The organism is Streptomyces sp. NPDC026672 (assembly GCF_040638185.1).
Lineage (GTDB): Bacteria > Actinomycetota > Actinomycetes > Streptomycetales > Streptomycetaceae > Streptomyces.
Window position 1 is genome coordinate 143,154 of record NZ_JBEZXS010000013.1, and the last position, 18,121, is coordinate 161,274.

The 18,121-nt window shown below is 70.0% G+C and carries 17 protein-coding genes and 1 riboswitch; of the genes, 6 read left to right on the plus strand and 11 right to left on the minus strand.

Features of this window, described 5'->3' with window-relative positions; genetic code table 11:
- The first annotated feature begins 20 nt into the window (after positions 1 to 20).
- Positions 21 to 764, plus strand: a complete 744-nt coding sequence (locus AB0F77_RS17680; RefSeq protein WP_361948683.1) for a rhomboid family intramembrane serine protease — start codon at positions 21 to 23, stop codon at positions 762 to 764.
- Positions 761 to 1,042, plus strand: a complete 282-nt coding sequence (locus AB0F77_RS17685) for an Lrp/AsnC ligand binding domain-containing protein (protein ID WP_361948686.1) — start codon at positions 761 to 763, stop codon at positions 1,040 to 1,042. Before AB0F77_RS17680 ends, AB0F77_RS17685 begins: the two co-directional genes overlap by 4 nt.
- Positions 1,043 to 1,087: 45 nt before the next feature.
- Here the strand turns inward: AB0F77_RS17685 and AB0F77_RS17690 are convergent, their stop codons facing one another.
- The 6 genes from AB0F77_RS17690 to AB0F77_RS17715 form a co-directional block, all read right to left on the minus strand.
- Positions 1,088 to 2,428 (minus strand): aminotransferase class V-fold PLP-dependent enzyme, encoded by a 1,341-nt coding sequence (locus AB0F77_RS17690; RefSeq protein WP_361948689.1) that lies wholly within the window; start codon positions 2,426 to 2,428, stop codon positions 1,088 to 1,090.
- Positions 2,429 to 2,594: 166 nt separating this feature from the next.
- A riboswitch (SAM riboswitch) is annotated at positions 2,595 to 2,711 on the minus strand.
- Between the two features lie 83 nt (positions 2,712 to 2,794).
- Complete coding sequence (gene trpD, locus AB0F77_RS17695) at positions 2,795 to 3,859, minus strand: anthranilate phosphoribosyltransferase (RefSeq protein WP_361948692.1); 1,065 nt, start codon at positions 3,857 to 3,859, stop codon at positions 2,795 to 2,797.
- 145 nt (positions 3,860 to 4,004) lie between these two features.
- Positions 4,005 to 5,642 carry a cytochrome bc complex cytochrome b subunit gene (locus tag AB0F77_RS17700; RefSeq protein ID WP_361948695.1) on the minus strand — a complete coding sequence of 546 codons (1,638 nt, stop codon included), beginning with the start codon at positions 5,640 to 5,642 and terminating at the stop codon, positions 4,005 to 4,007.
- A complete protein-coding gene (locus tag AB0F77_RS17705) occupies positions 5,639 to 6,697 on the minus strand; it encodes a Rieske 2Fe-2S domain-containing protein (RefSeq protein WP_361948698.1) in 1,059 nt (352 codons plus the stop codon). The genes AB0F77_RS17700 and AB0F77_RS17705 overlap by 4 nt, the downstream gene beginning before the upstream one ends.
- On the minus strand, positions 6,694 to 7,506 hold the full coding sequence (locus AB0F77_RS17710; RefSeq protein ID WP_361948701.1) for a cytochrome c: 813 nt from the start codon (positions 7,504 to 7,506) through the stop codon (positions 6,694 to 6,696). The genes AB0F77_RS17705 and AB0F77_RS17710 overlap by 4 nt, the downstream gene beginning before the upstream one ends.
- A gap of 74 nt (positions 7,507 to 7,580) precedes the next feature.
- A complete protein-coding gene (locus AB0F77_RS17715; protein ID WP_361948703.1) occupies positions 7,581 to 8,201 on the minus strand; it encodes a heme-copper oxidase subunit III in 621 nt (206 codons plus the stop codon).
- A gap of 147 nt (positions 8,202 to 8,348) precedes the next feature.
- On the opposite strand from AB0F77_RS17715, the gene AB0F77_RS17720 reads away from it, so the two are divergent.
- Entirely contained in the window at positions 8,349 to 8,750 is a 402-nt protein-coding gene (locus tag AB0F77_RS17720) for a hypothetical protein (protein ID WP_361948706.1), read from the plus strand.
- 105 nt (positions 8,751 to 8,855) lie between these two features.
- Here AB0F77_RS17720 and AB0F77_RS17725 read toward each other — a convergent pair whose 3' ends face one another.
- The 4 genes from AB0F77_RS17725 to coxB form a co-directional block, all read right to left on the minus strand.
- Positions 8,856 to 10,118 (minus strand): Ig-like domain-containing protein, encoded by a 1,263-nt coding sequence (locus tag AB0F77_RS17725; RefSeq protein WP_361948709.1) that lies wholly within the window; start codon positions 10,116 to 10,118, stop codon positions 8,856 to 8,858.
- A gap of 163 nt (positions 10,119 to 10,281) precedes the next feature.
- Positions 10,282 to 10,680, minus strand: a complete 399-nt coding sequence (locus AB0F77_RS17730; protein WP_361948711.1) for a cytochrome c oxidase subunit 4 — start codon at positions 10,678 to 10,680, stop codon at positions 10,282 to 10,284.
- Complete coding sequence (gene ctaD, locus AB0F77_RS17735; protein WP_361948714.1) at positions 10,677 to 12,407, minus strand: cytochrome c oxidase subunit I; 1,731 nt, start codon at positions 12,405 to 12,407, stop codon at positions 10,677 to 10,679. Before ctaD ends, AB0F77_RS17730 begins: the two co-directional genes overlap by 4 nt.
- Positions 12,404 to 13,363, minus strand: a complete 960-nt coding sequence (coxB, locus tag AB0F77_RS17740) for a cytochrome c oxidase subunit II (protein WP_361948717.1) — start codon at positions 13,361 to 13,363, stop codon at positions 12,404 to 12,406. Before coxB ends, ctaD begins: the two co-directional genes overlap by 4 nt.
- 315 nt (positions 13,364 to 13,678) lie before the next feature.
- Between coxB and AB0F77_RS17745 the strand changes: the two genes are divergently transcribed.
- Positions 13,679 to 15,061 carry an aminotransferase class V-fold PLP-dependent enzyme gene (locus AB0F77_RS17745; RefSeq protein WP_361948720.1) on the plus strand — a complete coding sequence of 461 codons (1,383 nt, stop codon included), beginning with the start codon at positions 13,679 to 13,681 and terminating at the stop codon, positions 15,059 to 15,061.
- Positions 15,062 to 15,094: 33 nt separating this feature from the next.
- Here AB0F77_RS17745 and AB0F77_RS17750 read toward each other — a convergent pair whose 3' ends face one another.
- Positions 15,095 to 16,069: a carbohydrate kinase family protein gene (locus AB0F77_RS17750; RefSeq protein ID WP_361948723.1), complete on the minus strand. Its 975-nt coding sequence runs from the start codon at positions 16,067 to 16,069 to the stop codon at positions 15,095 to 15,097.
- Positions 16,070 to 16,196: 127 nt separating this feature from the next.
- On the opposite strand from AB0F77_RS17750, the gene AB0F77_RS17755 reads away from it, so the two are divergent.
- Both AB0F77_RS17755 and AB0F77_RS17760 read left to right on the plus strand, forming a co-directional pair.
- Positions 16,197 to 16,406, plus strand: a complete 210-nt coding sequence (locus AB0F77_RS17755) for a hypothetical protein (protein ID WP_361948726.1) — start codon at positions 16,197 to 16,199, stop codon at positions 16,404 to 16,406.
- Positions 16,407 to 16,502: 96 nt separating this feature from the next.
- Complete coding sequence (locus AB0F77_RS17760; protein WP_361948729.1) at positions 16,503 to 18,050, plus strand: hypothetical protein; 1,548 nt, start codon at positions 16,503 to 16,505, stop codon at positions 18,048 to 18,050.
- Positions 18,051 to 18,121: the final 71 nt, after the last annotated feature.

Below are 18,121 nucleotides of genomic sequence, written 5' to 3' on the forward strand. Positions count from 1 at the left end.
TTACGTCATGCTCTGTGTTCATGATCAGCAACTGGAGCAGGGTGGCCGGCAGGACCCTTCTGAGCCCCCGGGGCGCCTCGGCGCCGATGACGTACACCCTGATCGGCCTGTGCTGTCTGATCTTCGTGATGGGCCCGGCGGCGGGGCTCAATCCGGCGTACGGCTCCGGCGACGCGCTGGTGGCGGCGCAGCGGGCGTACTTCCACCGCTGGGGCGTGGTCCCCGCGAACCTCTTCGACGGACCGGCCCGCGAGGCCCTCACCCCGGCCACGGCACTGTTCGTGCACGGCAGCTGGGTGCATCTGCTCGGCAACATGCTCTTCCTCTACGTCTTCGGCGCGATGACCGAGGAGCGCATGGGCCGCGTGCGGTTCACCCTCTTCTACGTCGGCTGCGGCTATCTGGCACTGCTCGGCTACGCGGCCGCCAACGACACCTCCCAGCAGTCGCTGGTGGGCGCGTCCGGGGCGATCTCGGCGGTCCTCGGCGCGTTCCTGTACCTGTTCCCCGGCGCGCGCGTCACCAGTCTCCTGCCGTTCCTCTTCTTCCTGCCGCTGCGGTTCCCCGCGTGGGTGGTGCTGCCGATCTGGGCGGCGCTCCAGTGGCTGGCCGCGGGGCGGGCGCCGTCCGGGCCCAGCGTCGCCTACCTCGCCCACCTCGTGGGCTTCTCGCTGGGCTTCGTCTTCGCCTGGGGACGGTTCGGGCGGGCGACTAGAGTGAAGGCCGCCCCAGCTCCGGCTCCCGAGGGAGAGAACCAGCCGTGATCACCGCGATCGTGCTCATCAAGACCAGCGTGGACCGGATTCCCGAGATCGCGGAACAGATCGCCTCGCTGGAGTCGGTGAGCGAGGTGTTCTCCGTGACCGGGACGTACGACCTGATCGCCATGGTGCGGGTGCGGCAGCACGAGGATCTGGCCGATGTGATTCCCGGGCGGATCAGCCGGATTCCGGGGGTGGAGGCGACGGACACGCATGTCGCTTTCCGTACGTATTCGCAGCATGACCTGGAGGCCGCGTTCGCCATCGGGCTGGATTCCTAGGAACCCGGGGTTGCGGCGCCCGGTCGCCTGCGGGGCGCGCTGTGCTCACGTCGCCGGGACGCAGCGGCCGTTTTCTGTCCTGTACGTCCACCTGGCGCCGTTGGTGACGAGTTCGTGGACCGCCGTCAGGAAGCGGTCCACGTGTTCGTCGGGGGTGCCGGCGCCGAAGCTGGCCCGGACGGCGTTCAGGGGGTCGGCGCCGCACTCGGCCGGGGTCCGGGGGGCCGTGTCCAGGAGGGTGCGGAGCAGGGGGTGGGCGCAGAAGAGGCCGTCCCGCACGCCGATGCCGTACTCGGCGGAGAGCGCCGCGGCGAAGTGGGAGCTGTTCCAGCCGTCCACGACGAAGGAGATCACCCCGACCCGGGGGGCGTCGTCCCCGAACAGGGACAGGATCCGCACCCCGGGCACCTCGGCCAGGCCCGCCCGCACCCTGGCGATGAGCTGCCGCTCGCGGGCGACGAGCGAGTCGAAGCCGGCCTCCGTGAGCGCCTTGCAGGCCGACGCGATGGCGTGGGCGCCGATGACGTTCGGGGAGCCGGCCTCGTGGCGGGCGACGCCGTCGTGCCAGTCCACCTCCACTCCCCCGTCCGCCCGCCGGGCGACCCGCCGGCTGGCGCCGCCGCCCGCGAGGTAGGGCTCGGCCGCCCCGAGCCAGTCGGCGCGTCCGGCGAGCACGCCGGAGCCGAACGGGGCGTACAGCTTGTGCCCGGAGAAGGCGACCCAGTCGACGTCCAGGTCCGTGACCGACACCGGGTGGTGCGGGGCGAGCTGGGCCGCGTCGAGGACGATCCGGGCGCCGTGCGCGTGGGCCGCGGACGCCAGCTCGCGCACGGGCCACAGCTCGCCGGTGACGTTCGAGGCGCCGGTGACGCACACCAGCGCGGGGGTGCGCGGGTCGTGGGCGGCGAGGGCGCGTTCCAGGGCGCTGACGGCCTGCTCCGGGGTGCGCGGGGCGTCCAGGACGGTGACCCGGGCGTCCGGCCAGGGCAGCAGCGAGGCGTGGTGCTCGGTCTCGAAGACGTAGACCCGGCAGTCGTCCGGGAGCACGGCGGCCAGCAGGTTCAGCGAGTCGGTGGTCGAGCGGGTGAAGACCACCTGATCGGCGGGCCGGCAGCCGAGGAACTCGGCGACGGTGGCGCGGGCGCTCTCGAACAGGTCGGTGGACAGCTGCGAGAGGTGACCGGCGCCGCGGTGGACGCTGCCGTAGTACGGCGCGTACGCGGCGACGTCGTCCCAGACCCGCTGGAGGGCCGGGGCGCTGGCCGCGTAGTCGAGCGCGGCGTAGGTGACCTCGCCGCCGGTGACGAGCGGGACGGTGACGTCCCGGCCCAGGACGGGCAGCGGGGCGCACACGGACGGGTCGGCGGCAACGGTGGAGACGGACATGGCGGACTCCCGTGAGAGGCGAGGCGAAAGCACCGTGCGAGCGCGGAGGGCTCCAGCACGGAGAAAGGGGAAAAGGGGTGCGCGGAGGCGGGGCTCGGCGGCCCTAACGCATTCGCTTGCTCACGGAAGGCTCCCTCGACGACCAGGACCCCTGGTGAACACGAGGGGTCCGCGCTTGCCGCAGACCTCGCTGCCTGCGGCCTGGTCCTCACCCGGGGCACCCCGCCACGGACGGAGGGTTGCCGGACAGCCGGCCGGGGCCGAATGGCTGTCGCTCATGACCTGCCGGACATCCTGCCACACGATCTCGACGCGCGAGGCGCGGTCCGGATGGTGGACCGCGCCTCGCGCGCGAGCGTGCCGGTGTCAGGCGTTGCTGGCCGCCACCCAGCGCTCCAGCGTCCGCCCGGCCGCCCCGGAGTCGATCGACTCGGCGGCCTTCGCCATCCCCGCGCGCAGCTGCTCGGCGAGGCTGCCGGGGCCGGGGTCGAGGGCGACGAGGGCCGCGGCCGAGTTGAGCAGCACCGCGTCGCGCACCGGGCCCGTCTCGCCGGCCAGGAGCCGCCGGGCGACCTCGGCGTTGTAGGCGGCGTCCGCGCCCCGCAGCGCCTCCACGGGTACCAGCTCGACGCCGACGTCACGCGGGTCGAAGACCTCCTCGCTCACCTTGCCGTCGCGCACGACCCACACCCGGGAGGTGGCGGTGGTGGTCAGCTCGTCGAGCCCGTCGTCGCCCCGGAAGACCAGGGACGAGTTGCCGCGCTCGGCGAAGACACCCGCCACTATGGGCGCCATCCGGGGGTCGGCCACCCCGACCGCCTGGGCCCGCACCCGCGCCGGGTTGGTCAGCGGACCGAGCACGTTGAAGGTCGTACGGATGCCCAACTGGCCGCGGGCGGCGGCCACGTGGCGCAGCGCCGGGTGGAACTTCACCGCGAAGCAGAAGGTGATCCCGGCTTCTTCGGCGACCTCGGGGACCCGCGGCAGGGGCAGGTTCAGATTGACGCCGAGCTTCTCCAGGACGTCCGAGGAGCCCGACGCCGAGGACGCGGCGCGGTTGCCGTGCTTGACGACCTTGGCGCCCGTGCCGGCGACGACGATCGACGACATCGTGGAGATGTTCACCGTCTTCGCGCCGTCGCCGCCCGTCCCGACGATGTCGATGGTCCGGCCGGGCACCTCGATCACATTGGCGTGCTCGTACATCGTGCGGACGAGTCCGGTGATCTCCTCCACCGTCTCGCCCTTGGCGCGCAGCGCCACCACGAACCCGGCGATCTGCGCGTCGGTCGCCTCGCCGCGCAGGATGCTGTCCATCGCCCAGGCGGTCGCGTCCGCGCTCTGGTCGTGGCCGTCGAGCAGGGCGTTCAGCACTCCGGGCCAGGAACGGCCCGCCGCGGTGTCGCCTCCAGCGGGGGTCACAGCGCTCATCAGCCGCTCCTGGGTGGTGTCGTCCCGCGCGTGTGGGTGCGGGACAGGGTTCCTGACGGCTCCACCCTATCCAGGCCCGGACACGGCGAAGGGCCCCGTCCGGTGTTCGGACGGGGCCCCTGCCGTGGTGTGGCGATGCGGACGATCAGTGGTGGCCGTGGCCGCTGGTGATCTCCTTGTACTCCTCGACGGTCGGCTTGGGGATCTGGCTGTCCTCGCCGTAGAGGGCGTCACCGAGCTTGGCGCGGAGCTTCTGCGAGCCCTTCACCTTGCGCTCGACACCGTTCTCGTCGACCGTCGGACCGATCGCGGCCGGCTCGTACTGGTGGTGGGCCGTGAGCGTGTGCAGTTGCTCCTGGCTGAGCGGCTCGTGGACCTCGATGAACTCACCGTGCGGCAGCCGCTTGATGATGCCGGTCTCGCGACCGTGCAGCACCTTGTCGCGGTCGCGGCGCTGGAGGCCGAGGCAGATCCGCTTGGTGACGATGAACGCGAGGACCGGGCCGACGAAGACGAAGATCCGGACGAACCAGGTGACCGCGTTGATCGACAGGTGGAGGTGCGTGGCCCACAGGTCGTTGCCGCCGCCGACGAGCAGCGTCAGGTACACCGTCATCCAGGCGACACCGAGGCCGGTGCGGGTCGGGGCGTTGCGCGGGCGGTCCAGGATGTGGTGCTCGCTCTTGTCGCCGGTGACCCAGGACTCGATGAAGGGGTAGACGGCGATCGCGACCAGGACAAGGGGGAAGATCACCAGCGGGATGAACACGCCCAGGACGAGCGTGTGGCCCCAGAAGTTGATCTCCCAGCCCGGCATGAAGCGGATCAGGCCCTCGGAGAAGCCCATGTACCAGTCGGGCTGGGCGCCGGTGGACACCTGGTCCGGACGGTAGGGGCCCATGGCCCAGATCGGGTTGATCTGCGCGACGGCCGCGATGGCCGCGATCACACCGAAGACCAGGAAGAAGAAGCCTCCGGCCTTGGCCATGTAGACCGGCAGCAGGGGCATGCCGACGACGTTCTTCTCGGTCTTTCCGGGGCCCGCGAACTGCGTGTGCTTGTGGTAGAAGACCAGGATCAGGTGGCCGACCACCAGGCCGAGCATGATGCCCGGCAGCAGCAGGATGTGGATCGAGTAGAAGCGGGCCACGAAGTCGCCGCCCGGGAACTCGCCGCCGAAGAGGAAGAACGACAGGTACGTGCCGACGATCGGCACGGACAGGATCGCGCCCTCCATGAAGCGGACACCGGTGCCGGAGAGCAGGTCGTCCGGGAGCGAGTAACCGGTGAAGCCGGTGAACATGCCCAGGACGAACAGCAGGAAGCCGAACAGCCAGTTGATCTCACGCGGCTTGCGGAACGCGCCCGTGAAGAACACGCGCATCATGTGCACGAACATGCCGGCGAGGAAGATCAGCGCGGCCCAGTGGTGGATCTGCCGGATGAGCAGGCCACCGCGCACGTCGAAGGAGATGTGCAGGGTCGAGTTGAACGCCTCGGACATCAGCTGTCCCTGGAGCGGGACATAGCTGCCGTGGTACTCCACCTCGTTCATCGACGGGTGGAAGAACAGCGTCAGGTACACACCCGTGAGGATGATGATGATGAAGCTGTAGAGGCAGATCTCGCCCAGCATGAACGACCAGTGGTCGGGGAAGATCTTGCGCATGTTGGCCTTGGCCAGGGAGTAGATCCCGAGCCGGCCGTCGGCCCAGTCGGCGACGCGCTCGCCGGCCGGTGCCTTCCCGCGTGCGCGGGACTCGGTGTTCTGGTTGGTGCTCATCCGCGCTCCCAGAAGGCAGGACCGACGGGCTCCTCGAAGTCGCCGAGCGCCTCGAGGTAGCCCTCGTCGTTCACGCCGATGCGCAGCTGCGGCAGGGCGTGACCGGCGGGGCCGAAGATCACTCGGGCACCGTCGGCGAGGTCGAAGGTGGACTGGTGGCACGGGCACAGCACGTGGTGCGTCTGCTGCTCGTACAGCGAGATCGGGCAGCCCACGTGGGTGCAGATCTTCGAGTACGCCACGATGCCCTCGTGCGACCACTCGAGTTCGCGCTTGTCCTTGATGTTGTCCGGCTGGAGCCGGACGATCATCACGGCCGCCTTGGCGATCTCGGTCTGGAACTCCTCGTCGGCCTCCTCCAGGCCCTCGGGCTTGACGAAGGTCAGCGAGCCGACGGCCACGTCCGAGGGACGCAGCGGCTCGTTGGTGTTCATGTTGACGAGGAGCTTGCCCTTCGACCACAGCGTGTGGCGCAGCGAGGTGCCGGGCAGCGGGCCGAGGTCGCGCAGCAGGACGACGCCGGACAGCGGCACCAGGGTGAGCGCGCCGAACATCGTGTTGCGGATCAGCTTGCGGCGGCCGAGCGCCGACTCCTTGGCGCCCTGCCGGAAGTCCTCGTGGACCTTGGCGCGGACGTCCGGTGCGGCCTCGATCGCGTGCCGCTCGTCGGCGATCTCCACGTCGGACATCAGGGTGCGAGCCCAGTGGACCGCGCCCGCGCCGATGCAGAACAGCGCCAGGCCGAGCGTCAGGCCCAGCGCGAAGTTCAGCGCGCTGATGTGACCGATCGGGAAGACGAAGATCGACTTGTCGTGCGGGATCGTCACGTACGAGGCGATGAAGCCGACGGTGGCCAGCATCGACACCGTGAACAGCAGGGCGACGGTGCGCTCGGACCGCCGGGCGGCCTGCTCGTCGATGTCCTGGATCCGGTGCTCGTGGGGCGGGAGTCCCGGGTCCGCGAACGGGTCCTTCTCGTCCGCGACGCTCACCGCGCCGTGCGCGGCGGCCTGCTCAGCGGGCAGGTTCTCTTCTGGAATGTCTTGGCTACTCATGACTTCTTGGCCTTTGCGGTCCGAGCGGCGACCCAGACGGCGACCGCGACCAGTGCGCCCAGTCCGAAGATCCACGCGAACAGACCCTCGCTGACCGGCCCGAGGCCGCCCAGTTCAAGACCGCCGGGGTTCACGGTGTTGTCGCTGTTGACCGCGTTCAGGTACGCGATGATGTCCTTCTTGTTCTTCTCCGACATCGTGGTGTCGGGGAAGGACGGCATGTTCTGCGGGCCGGTCTGCATGGCCTCGTAGATGTGCTTCGGTGCGACGTTCTCCAGGGTCGGCGCGTACTTGCCCTTGGTGAGGGCACCGCCCTTGCCCGTGAAGTTGTGGCACTGCGCGCAGTTGGTGCGGAACAGCTCGCCGCCCTTGGCGATGTCGGCGCCCTCGGGGCCGTACTGCTCCTTCGTCGGCACCTCGGGGCCGGCGCCCAGGGACGCGACGTAGGCCGCGAGCTGGTCGATCTGGGCCTGCGAGTAGATGTTCTTCTTGCTGGGGACCTGCGCGCCCTGCGAGGTGGAGGCCGGCATACGGCCGGTGCTCACCTGGAAGTCGACCGCAGCGGCGCCCACACCCACGAGGCTCGGGCCGTCCGAGGAGCCCTGCCCACCGGTGCCGTGGCAGCTGGCGCAGCCGACCGAGTAGAGCTTCTTGCCCTCCTCGATGGTCAGGGACTGGGAGGTTTCATCGGCCTGCGCCTTGCCCGCGGGCGCGAACGCGGCGTACAGCCCCCCAGTGGCCGCCAGCGCGAAGAGTAGGACGACGACCGCCGCCAGCGGATGGCGTCGTCGTGCGGAGAGCTTTTTCACGGATTACCCCGGTGTCAGGATCTTCTGCGTCGATGCTTCAGGGATGGATCGGTGGCCGTCGTGCGGCGCGCCGATTACTTGATCAAGTAGATCGTGGCGAAGAGGCCGATCCAGACGACATCGACGAAGTGCCAGTAGTAGGACACGACGATGGCCGCGGTCGCCTGCTCGTGAGTGAACCTCTTGGCCGCGTAGGTGCGGCCGAGGACCAGCAGGAAGGCGATGAGACCGCCCGTCACGTGCAGGCCGTGGAAGCCGGTGGTCAGGTAGAACACCGAGCCGTAGGGGTCGGAGGACAGCGAGATGCCGTCCTTCTTGACCAGCTCGGTGTACTCGTAGATCTGACCGCCGATGAAGATCGCACCCATGATGAAGGTGACGATGAACCACCCGCGGAGCTTCTTCACATCACCGCGCTCGGCGGCGAACACGCCGAGCTGGCAGGTGAGCGAGGAGAGCACCAGGATCGTGGTGTTCGTCGCGGAGAAGGGCACGTTGAGCGCGTGCGCCATCTCCTTCCAGTGATCCGGTCCGGTCACCGAACGCAGGGTGAAGTACATCGCGAAGAGGGCCGCGAAGAACATCAGCTCGGAACTCAACCAGATGATGGTTCCGACGCTGGTGAGGTTCGGCCGGTTGACCGACGGGTGCGCGTGCCCGGTTTCTACTGTCGTTGCTGTCGCCACGACCGACATTATGTCGGTCGCTTATCCCGCCCTCACTCCGGGGGGTGCCGTTCGGAGTGTCTCTGCCCGCCGGACCGGTGTTGACGTGGGGTTCGTGGGAGTAACATCCGCCTCGAACGGGCCCTGTCCGTAGGACGCCGACGTCTCGGAGGAACAATGCAGCCGACCGCCACGGTGCTGGTCTACAGCGACGACTCCAATACCCGCGAGCAGGTGCGGACGGCCACCGGGCGCAGGCCGGCACCTGACGCCCCGTTGGTCGAGTTCGTCGAGTGCGCCACCCCGGCCGCCGTCCTCCGTGAGCTGGACAAGGGCGGGATCGACCTCTGCGTCCTGGACGGGGAGGCCGTGCCGATGGGGGGCATGGGGATGTGCCGGCAGATCAAGGACGAGGTGTTCAACTGCCCGCCCGTGCTGCTGCTCATCGGGCGGCCGCAGGACGCGTGGCTGGCCACGTGGAGCCGGGCCGACGCCGCCGTGACGTCGCCCGTGGAGCCGGTGGAGTTCGCGGCTTCCCTCGCCTCTCTGCTGCGGAAGAAGAAGTTGCAGAGCGCCTAAGGGGTAGGGGCGCGGGGTTCGCCTGCGAGTGCCGGTTCGTCGTGGCTGATCGCGCCCACGCGGCGAAGCTGCACATCGATACAGCCCCGCGCCCCTACGGGCGCTCTACATGGCCGTCGGCTGGAGCCTCGCCGTTGCCTGTTCCGTTGCCGTGTTCGGGGTTGCCGCGCCGGTGAGGGCGCTGCCCGTGCGCCATTTGGCCCAGTCGAGGTTCCAGTCGCCGAAGCCGTTGCCGAAGGGCTCCATCGTGTCGCCGTACGAGTTGACGACCTTCACGACGTCGCCGGCGCGGACGGTGTCGTAGAACCACTCGGCGTTGCTCGTGTTCATGCCGGTGCAGCCGTGGCTGACGTTGGCGTAGCCCTGGGAGCCGACGGACCAGGGGGCGGCGTGGACGTACTCGCCTGACCAGGTCACCCGGGTCGCGTAGTAGACGGGCAGGTCGTACGACTCGGAGGTGCCCTCGGCGATGCCGACCGTCTCTCCGCGCATGCGTACGAAGTACTGCTTCTCCAGGACGACCTTGACGCCGTTGCGGGTCTCGAAGCCGGGCTTGCCCGTGGTGACCGGGATGGTGTTGATCTCGGCGCCGTTGCGGTAGACCGTCATCGAGTGCGTGGCCGCGTCCGTGACGGCCTCCACGCGGTCGCCCGTGGTGATCTTCAGGTCCTTGGCCTTGCCGCCCCGCAGCCGGTCGCCGACCTTGATGCCCTCCAGGTTGCTGTGCGCCGTGATGGTGGCGTGGGCGGGCCAGTACTCCTGGGGGCGGAAGTGCAGCTGCTTGTCGTCCACCCAGTACCAGGAGCCCTGGACGGCGGGCACGGAGTCGACGCGCAGGGCGCGCTCCACCAGGGCGCGCTGGGCCTTGTCCTTGACCGGCTGGTTGAGCTCGGCGGTGATGGGCTGTCCGACGCCGTACTCGCCCGCCGTGGGCCCGAAGGTGACGTCCAGCGTCTTCTTGGTGGTGACCTTGCTGGTGTCGAAGGCGAGGACCTTGCGGCCCTGGGCTCCGTCCTCGTCCTCCGTGCTGATGCGCACCGTGTAGTGGGCGTCGGCGGCCAGCGGGGAGGTGCTGTGCCAGCGGCTGCCGTCGGCGGCCAGTTCGCCCGCCACATGGCGTCCGGTGGCGTCCACGGCGGTGACGTCGATGATGCGTCCGTCGCCGTTGGACGTGACCTCCAGGGGCTTGTCCGGATCGGCCCTCTTCCCGTTCTCGGTGGGGCCGTTGAAGGTGACCTGGCCCGCCGCGTCGTACGGCTTGGCCGACAGGGGGTTGCCGTCGGAGCCGCAGGCGGTGACGCCCGCGCCGAGGGCGGTCACCAGCAGAGTGCAGCCGAGGACGGCACGGGTGCGCGGAGTGTTGCTCATGCGCCTCACGCTAGGGAGGTTCGTCAACCGGGGCGCGTTGGGCGACCCGTACGAGTGAATGTCCGTACGGAGGCGGCGGAGGCGGAGGCGTACGCGGCGCGGCAAAGCAAGGAGCCCGGACCTCCTGGTGGAGGGTCCGGGCTCCCTGGTGGTTCCGCGGGTGCTACTGGGTGCGGCTCTCACCGTGGTAGTACTCGAACACCCAGCCGAACAGGCCGATCATGATGATCGGTGCGGAGAAGTACAGCAGCCACCAGCCGACCGCGATACCGAGGAAGGCCAGCGCGCCGCCGATGCCGAGGGCGAGCGGCTGCCAGCTGTGCGGGCTGAAGAAGCCCAGCTCGCCCGCCTCGTCCGCGACGTCGGCCTCCTTGTCGTCCTGTGCGCCCGCGTCGACCCGCCGGGCGGTGAAGCCCAGGTAGAAGCCGATCATGATGCACAGGCCGAAGGCCAGGAAGAGTGCCGTGGTACCGGCCGGCTCCTTCGACCACACGCCATAGACGACCGCCATGACGAGGACGAAGACGCTCAACCAGATGAACATCCGGCCCTGGATCTTCACTTGCCGGCCTCCTTGCTGCCCGCGATGACGCCGTGACCGGCGTGCTCCAGCTGTTCGAGAGCGGCGATCTCGGGGTGGTGCAGGTCGAACGCCGGGGATTCACTGCGGATGCGCGGCAGGGTGAGGAAGTTGTGCCGCGGCGGCGGGCAGGACGTCGCCCATTCGAGCGAACGGCCGTAGCCCCACGGGTCGTCGACCTCGACCTTCTTGCCGTACTTGGCCGTCTTCCAGACGTTGTAGAGGAACGGCAGGATCGACAGGCCGAGCAGGAAGGAACTGATCGTCGAGATCGTGTTCAGGGCGGTGAAGCCGTCGGCCGCGAGGTAGTCCGCGTACCGGCGGGGCATGCCCTCGGCGCCCAGCCAGTGCTGGACCAGGAAGGTGCCGTGGAAGCCGATGAACAGCGTCCAGAAGGTGATCTTGCCGAGGCGCTCGTCGAGCATCTTGCCTGTCATCTTCGGCCACCAGAAGTGGAAGCCGGAGAACATCGCGAAGACGACCGTGCCGAACACGACGTAGTGGAAGTGCGCCACCACGAAGTACGAGTCGGAGACGTGGAAGTCCATCGGCGGCGAGGCCAGGATGACACCGGTCAGACCACCGAAGGTGAAGGTGATCAGGAAGCCGGTGGCCCACAGCATCGGTGTCTCGAAGGACAGCGATCCCTTCCACATCGTGCCGATCCAGTTGAAGAACTTCACACCGGTCGGTACCGCGATCAGGAAGGTCATGAAGGAGAAGAACGGCAGCAGCACACCGCCGGTGACGTACATGTGGTGCGCCCACACGGTCACGGACAGACCGGCGATCGAGATGGTCGCGGCGATCAGGCCCATGTAGCCGAACATCGGCTTGCGTGAGAAGACCGGGATGACTTCGCTGATGATGCCGAAGAACGGCAGGGCGATGATGTACACCTCTGGATGGCCGAAGAACCAGAAGAGGTGTTGCCACAACAAGGCGCCGCCGTTGGCCGCGTCGAAGACGTGGGCACCGAACTTCCGGTCGGCCTCCAGCGCGAACAGCGCGGCGGCGAGGACCGGGAAGGCGAGCAGGACCAGGACACCGGTCAGCAGCACGTTCCACACGAAGATCGGCATGCGGAACATCGTCATGCCGGGCGCGCGCATGCAGATGATCGTGGTGATGAAGTTGACCGAGCCGAGGATGGTGCCGAAGCCGGACATGGCCAGACCCATGATCCACATGTCGGCGCCGATGCCGGGCGAGCGGACCGCGTCGGACAGCGGGGAGTAGGCGAACCAGCCGAAGTCGGCCGCGCCGTCGGGCGTGAGGAAGCCGCCGACCGCGATGAGCGAGCCGAACAGGTAGAGCCAGTAGGCGAACATGTTCAGCCGCGGGAAGGCGACGTCGGGCGCGCCGATCTGGAGCGGCATGATCCAGTTCGCGAAGCCGGCGAACAGCGGCGTCGCGAACATCAGCAGCATGATCGTGCCGTGCATCGTGAACGCCTGGTTGAACTGCTCGTTCGACATGATCTGCAGGCCGGGGCGAGCGAGCTCGGCGCGCATGAGCAGCGCCATGACGCCGCCGATCAGGAAGAACACGAACGATGTGACGAGGTACAGCGTGCCGATCGTCTTGTGGTCGGTGGTCGTCAGCCACTTCACCACGACATTGCCGGGTTGCTTGCGCCTGACCGGCAGCTCGTTCTCGTACGAGTCCTCAGCTGCCGCGGCACCCTGGGGTTCGTTGAGGATGCTCACAGGTTGTTCGTCTCCCGGTTCTTCTCGTGGCTCGTCTGCGCGATGCCGGCGGGAATGTAACCGGTCTGCCCCTTCTTCGCGAGGTCCTTGAGGTGCTGCTCGTAGCGCTCCGGGGAGACGACCTTCACGTTGAACAGCATCCGGGAGTGGTCGACACCGCACAGCTCGGCGCACTTGCCCAGGAAGGTGCCCTCCTGGTTGGGCGTCACCTGGAAGGCGTTGGTGTGGCCCGGGATGACGTCCTGCTTCATCAGGAACGGCACCACCCAGAAGGAGTGGATGACGTCACGCGAGGTGAGGACGAAGCGGACCGTCTTGCCCTCGGGGAGCCAGAGGGTCGGACCGGGGTTGCCCGTCTGCGGGTTGCGCGTGCCCGGTGTACCGACGTCGTAGACACCGCCGGCGTTCGCCGGGAAGTCCTTCTTGAACCGGTCCGGAATGGCGTCCAGGTTCCCGTCGGTCTTGGCGTCGCCGGTCGAACCGTCGACGCTCTCGATGTAGTTGAAGCCCCAGCTCCACTGGAAGCCGACCACGTTGACCGTGACGTCGGGCTTCTTGGAGAGGTCGAGGAGCTTCGTCTCGTCCCGGGCCGTGAAGTAGAACAGCACCGAGATGATGATGATCGGGACCACCGTGTACAGCGCCTCGATCGGCATGTTGTACCGAGTCTGCGGAGGTACCTCGACCTTGGTGCGGCTGCGCCGGTGGAACATGGCGCTCCACAGGATCAGGCCCCACACCAGCACGCCGACGGCGAGCGCGGCAGCCCAGGAGCCCTGCCACAGGGAGAGGATCCGCGGAGCCTCTTCCGTGGTCGGGGTGGGCATGCCAAGGCGGGGGAAGTCCTTGTATGTGCAACCGGTTGCGGTCGCCAGGACCAGGCCCGCGGTCATTGCCATCAGCAGCTTCCGCCGCATCGGGCGCCGCGGCGAGCGGTCGGAGCCGTTGGGACTCACGTAGCGCCTTCCCGAGAGTCTCGCCCGCGCGGTCGGCTGCGGCCTTCTCGCTGGTCGGTCGCCGCCCTGCGTCGGGCAGGGGTTTGGATGTTTATGCGGACCAAACCCTAGCCGACGCCCTACAGGGGTTCGCGGGGAGGGTGCTGTACGCGTCGCCGGGTCACTCTGGAGGGGGTTGACGGCGCCTGATGGGGTGCGGCGACGGTTCGTCGGCGAGTGCGGCGGCATCGTGGCTTGTCGCGCCCACGCGGCGGAGCCGCACATCGGCACGGTCCCGCGCCCCGGTGAATTCCACCGGCGTTCTAACGTTGCGGTATGGCCTACTTCGACGCCGCTTCCGCCGCTCCCCTTCATCCCGTCGCCCGTCAGGCGCTGGTGGCCGCTCTCGACGAGGGCTGGGCCGATCCCTCGCGGCTGTACCGGGAGGGACGGCGGGCGCGGATGCTGCTCGACGCCGCCCGCGAGGCCGCCGCGGAGGCCGTGGGGTGCCGGCCGGACGAGCTGGTCTTCACCTCCTCCGGGACGCGGGCCGTGCACACCGGTGTGGCGGGGGCGTTGGCCGGGCGGCGGCGGATCGGACGTCACCTGATCGTGTCAGCCGTCGAGCACTCCTCCGTACTCCATTCGGCGGAGGCGCTGGAGGCGGACGGGGGTTCGGTGACCCGGGTGCCGGTGACGCGGACCGGCGGGGTGAGCGCCGCGGTGTTCGGGAGCGCGCTGCGGGAGGACACCGCGCTGGCGTGTCTCCAGTCCGCCAACCACGAGGTGGGGACCGTGCAACCGGTGGCGGAGGTGGCCGAGATGTGCCGGGCGGCCGGGGTGCCGCTGCTGGTGGACGCGGCGCAGTCGCTGGGGTGGGGTCCGGTCGGGGGCGACTGGTCGTTGCTGACGGGCAGTGCGCACAAGTGGGGCGGGCCGTCCGGGGTCGGGCTGCTCGTCGTGCGCAAGGGGGTGCGGTTCTCGGTCCGGGGGCCGGTGGACGAGCGGGAGTCGGGGCGGGCGGCCGGGTTCGAGAACCTGCCGGCGATCGTCGCGGCGGTGGCCTCGCTGCGGGCGGTGCGGGCCGGTGCGGAGCAGGAGGCGGTACGGCTGCGGGAGCTGACCGCGCGGATCCGGGCGCGGGTGCCCGGATCGGTGCCGGACGTGGAGGTGGTGGGCGATCCGGAGCGGCGGCTGCCGGGGGTCGTCACCTTCTCCTGTCTCTACGTGGACGGGGAGAGCCTGCTGCACGAGCTGGACCGGGAGGGCTTCTCCGTGTCGTCCGGATCGTCGTGCACGAGCAGCACCCTGACGCCCAGCCACGTGCTGGAGGCGATGGGGGTGCTCAGCGAGGGGAACGTACGGGTGTCGCTGCCGCCGGGGACACCCGCGGAGGAGGTCGAACGGTTCCTCGACGTGCTGCCGGGGGCGGTGGCGGGGGTGCGGGAGAAGCTGGGGGCGCCGGCACCCGCGCCGGTGACACGGGCGCGGGCGGCGGAACTCCTCGTGGACGCCCTCGGGAAGCGCTGCCCGATCCCGGTCATCGAACTGGCCAAGGTCATCGGCGACGTCCCGGTGGGCGGCACGGTCCGTGTCCTCTCCGACGACGAGGCGGCCCGCCTGGACATCCCGGCGTGGTGCGAGATGCGGGGCCAGGAGTACGTGGGAGAGGAGGGGGCGGAGTCCGGGGTGGCGTACGTGGTACGCCGGACGACCTGACAGGACGCCTCCCGCGGACCCGCGCCCGGCGCCTCAGACCAGGTGCTCCTGCACTTCGGCGGCGGCGTCGTGGCCGTACGCCTTGGTGAAGCGGTCCATGAAGTGCGCCCGCCGCAACTGGTACTCCTGAGTGCCGACCGTCTCGATGACGAGCGTGGCGAGCATGCAGCCGACCTGCGCGGCGCGCTCGTGCGAGACGCCCCACGCGAGCCCGGACAGGAACCCCGCGCGGAACGCGTCGCCGACACCCGTGGGGTCGGCCTTGCGCTCCTCCTCCGGGCAGCCGACCTCGATCGTGCCCTCGCCCTGGCGCTCGATGCGGACGCCGCGCGAGCCGAGCGTGGTGACGCGGTGGCCGACCTTGCCGAGGATCTCCTCGTCGCTCCAGCCGGTCTTGGACTCGATGAGCCCCTTCTCGTACTCGTTGGAGAAGAGGTAGGTCGCCCCGTCCAGCAGTATCCGGATCTCCTCGCCGTCCATGCGGGCGATCTGCTGGGAGAAGTCGGCGGCGAACGGGATGGACCGCGAGCGGCACTCCTCGGTGTGCCGGAGCATCGCCTCCGGGTCGTCCGCGCCGATGAGGACCAGGTCGAGGCCACCCACCCGGTCGGCGACGGTCTTCAGCTCGATCAGGCGGGCCTCGCTCATCGCGCCCGTGTAGAAGGAGCCGATCTGGTTGTGGTCGGCGTCGGTGGTGCACACGAAGCGGGCGGTGTGCAGGGTCTCGGAGATGCGGACCGATTCGGTGTCCACGCCGTGCCGGGTCAGCCAGGCGCTGTACTGCTCGAAGTCGAAACCCGCGGCGCCGACGAGGATCGGGCCGGTGCCGAGCTGGCCCATGCCGAAGGCGATGTTGGCGCCGACACCGCCTCTGCGCACGTCCAGGTTGTCGACCAGGAACGACAGCGAGACCGTGTGCAGCTGGTCCGCGACGAACTGGTCGGCGAAGCGGCCGGGAAACGTCATGAGGTGGTCGGTGGCGATGGAGCCGGTGACTGCGATGCGCACGGCGGGGACTCCTGGAGGGAGGGGGTTGACGGTTCACGCTACCCGCTCACGACGGGCCTCTGAAGTCGGCAAAACTACCCGATAGTAGATCTTTCTTCGCACGCCCGGGCGTGCTTACGGTTCCACTATGACGAACCTTAAGGTCCACGCCCCCGCTCCGGCCGACCTCGAAGGCGATCTCGCGTCGCTGCGCGGCGACTGCGCGCGGATGGCGCCCCACTGGACCGCCCCCGAGACCACCACCGCCCGTCCGGTGCCCCCGTCGCTGATCCACGGGGTGAGCGTCCCGGTCCAGTCGGCCCGGCTGCTGGACGCGATGTCTGACTACGGCGACTGACGACCGCCCGTCCGGCGGGAACCGTACGCTCCCCCGTCGCGTCCCATCGCCGTCCCCCGCTGGGGAGGCGGGACACGATCAGCGAGGAGCGATGCGGTGAACACCGAGCGACCCGATGAGCCGGAGCGGCCCGAGGCGGAGCCGCCCGAGGAGACGGCCGCGGACGACCGCCGCGCCCGCCGGCCGTCGCCGGTGGTCGTGCTCTCGGTGGCCGCCGCGGTGCTGCTGGTGGGCGGGGGCGGCGCCTATCTCGCGACGACGGCGGACGAGGACGGCGCGGACGGCCGTACGGGCGCCTCGGCCGGGGGTGCCGGCACTCCCCCGCCGCTGGTCCTGGACGGCTACGCGGGCCGGGGGGCGACCGGTCCCGCGAACGGTGTCGCGCCCGGCGAGCCCGATCCCCACGGCATGACCTACCGGGCGCGCGGACCGCTGCCGGGCGGACCCGGCTCCGCGGCCGTGTACCGGCCGGCCGGGGACGTGACCCGCGCAGAGGTCACCCGGCTGGCGGACGCGCTCGGGGTGCACGGCACGCCCGTCACGGACGGGCCGGTCTGGCGGGTCGGGCCGGAGAAGGACGGGGCCGGTCCGGTGCTGCGGGTGAACCGGCAGGCACCGGGCAGCTGGACCTTCGAGCGGTACGCGCCCGGGACCGACGACTGCCGGAAGGTCGCCGTCTGTCCGCGCACGCCCGCCGATCCGGTCGCCGACCCGGTGAGCCCGGCGGCGGCGAGGAAGGCGGCGGCACCGGTCCTCGCGGCGCTGGGGCAGGGGAACGCGACGCTCGACACCGGACAGGTCATGGGCGCGCGGCGGGTGGTCAACGCCGATCCCGTGGTGGGCGGACTGCCGACGTACGGCTGGTCGACCGGGCTGAGCGTCGACCGGCAGGGCGAGGTCGTGGACGGGAACGGGCTGCTGAAGGTGCCGGTGAAGACGGACACGTACCCCGTGCTGAGCGCCGCGCGGACGCTGGAGCTGATGAACGCGGCGCCGCGCGCCGACCACCGCATGGGCATCGGGGGCTGTGCGAGTCCCGTGCCGCTGAAGGACCGGTTCGAGCAGCCCTGCGGTTCGCCGAAGGCATCGGCGGCGCCCGGGACCGCCACGGTGGAGAAGGCCGTGTTCGGGCTGGCCTCGCGCTCGGCCGGGGGGCGGCAGACGCTGGTGCCGTCCTGGCTGTTCGACGTGCGGGCGCCCGGGGCGGGGGACGCGTTCACGGTGACGTATCCGGCGCTCGACCCGAAGTATCTGGCGCCGGCCGGGACCCCGGCGGACCCGGCGCCCACGCCCACCGGAACGGCGCCCACCGGGTCCGCGCCGACCGGGAAGCCGACGACCCGTGACGTCCGGCCGAGCGGCTACACCGCCGAGGGCGACGAGCTGACGGTGAGCTTCACGGGCGGGGTGTGCTCCGAGTACCGGACGAAGGCCGTCGAGAAGGGCGACCGGGTCGAGGTGACCGTCACGGAGACGTCGTGGCCGGACAAGGTGTGCATCCTCATCGCCAAGGAGTACCGGCAGACCGTGCGGCTGGACGAGCCGCTGGGCGCCCGGAAGGTGGTCGGCCCGGACGGGAAGGGCCTCACGCTGACGAAGCCGGGGGCGCGGCTGCCGGGGTCGGCGCCGTCACTGGCGCGCTAGTACGGACGCGTGGAAGGCGGCGGCCCCCGGTGCGGGGGTCGCCGCCTTCGTGGTCACACCTGGTGCCGGCG

Bases quoted from the DNA above. Each gene is read 5' to 3' on its own strand.
- AB0F77_RS17680 (WP_361948683.1), top strand. From the start codon at position 21: ATGATCAGCAACTGGAGCAGGGTGGCCGGCAGGACCCTTCTGAGCCCC.
- AB0F77_RS17690 (WP_361948689.1), bottom strand. From the start codon at position 2,428: ATGTCCGTCTCCACCGTTGCCGCCGACCCGTCCGTGTGCGCCCCGCTG.
- trpD (WP_361948692.1), bottom strand. From the start codon at position 3,859: ATGAGCGCTGTGACCCCCGCTGGAGGCGACACCGCGGCGGGCCGTTCC.
- AB0F77_RS17700 (WP_361948695.1), bottom strand. From the start codon at position 5,642: ATGAGCACCAACCAGAACACCGAGTCCCGCGCACGCGGGAAGGCACCG.
- AB0F77_RS17705 (WP_361948698.1), bottom strand. From the start codon at position 6,697: ATGAGTAGCCAAGACATTCCAGAAGAGAACCTGCCCGCTGAGCAGGCC.
- AB0F77_RS17715 (WP_361948703.1), bottom strand. From the start codon at position 8,201: ATGTCGGTCGTGGCGACAGCAACGACAGTAGAAACCGGGCACGCGCAC.
- AB0F77_RS17720 (WP_361948706.1), top strand. From the start codon at position 8,349: ATGCAGCCGACCGCCACGGTGCTGGTCTACAGCGACGACTCCAATACC.
- AB0F77_RS17725 (WP_361948709.1), bottom strand. From the start codon at position 10,118: ATGAGCAACACTCCGCGCACCCGTGCCGTCCTCGGCTGCACTCTGCTG.
- AB0F77_RS17745 (WP_361948720.1), top strand. From the start codon at position 13,679: ATGGCCTACTTCGACGCCGCTTCCGCCGCTCCCCTTCATCCCGTCGCC.
- AB0F77_RS17755 (WP_361948726.1), top strand. From the start codon at position 16,197: ATGACGAACCTTAAGGTCCACGCCCCCGCTCCGGCCGACCTCGAAGGC.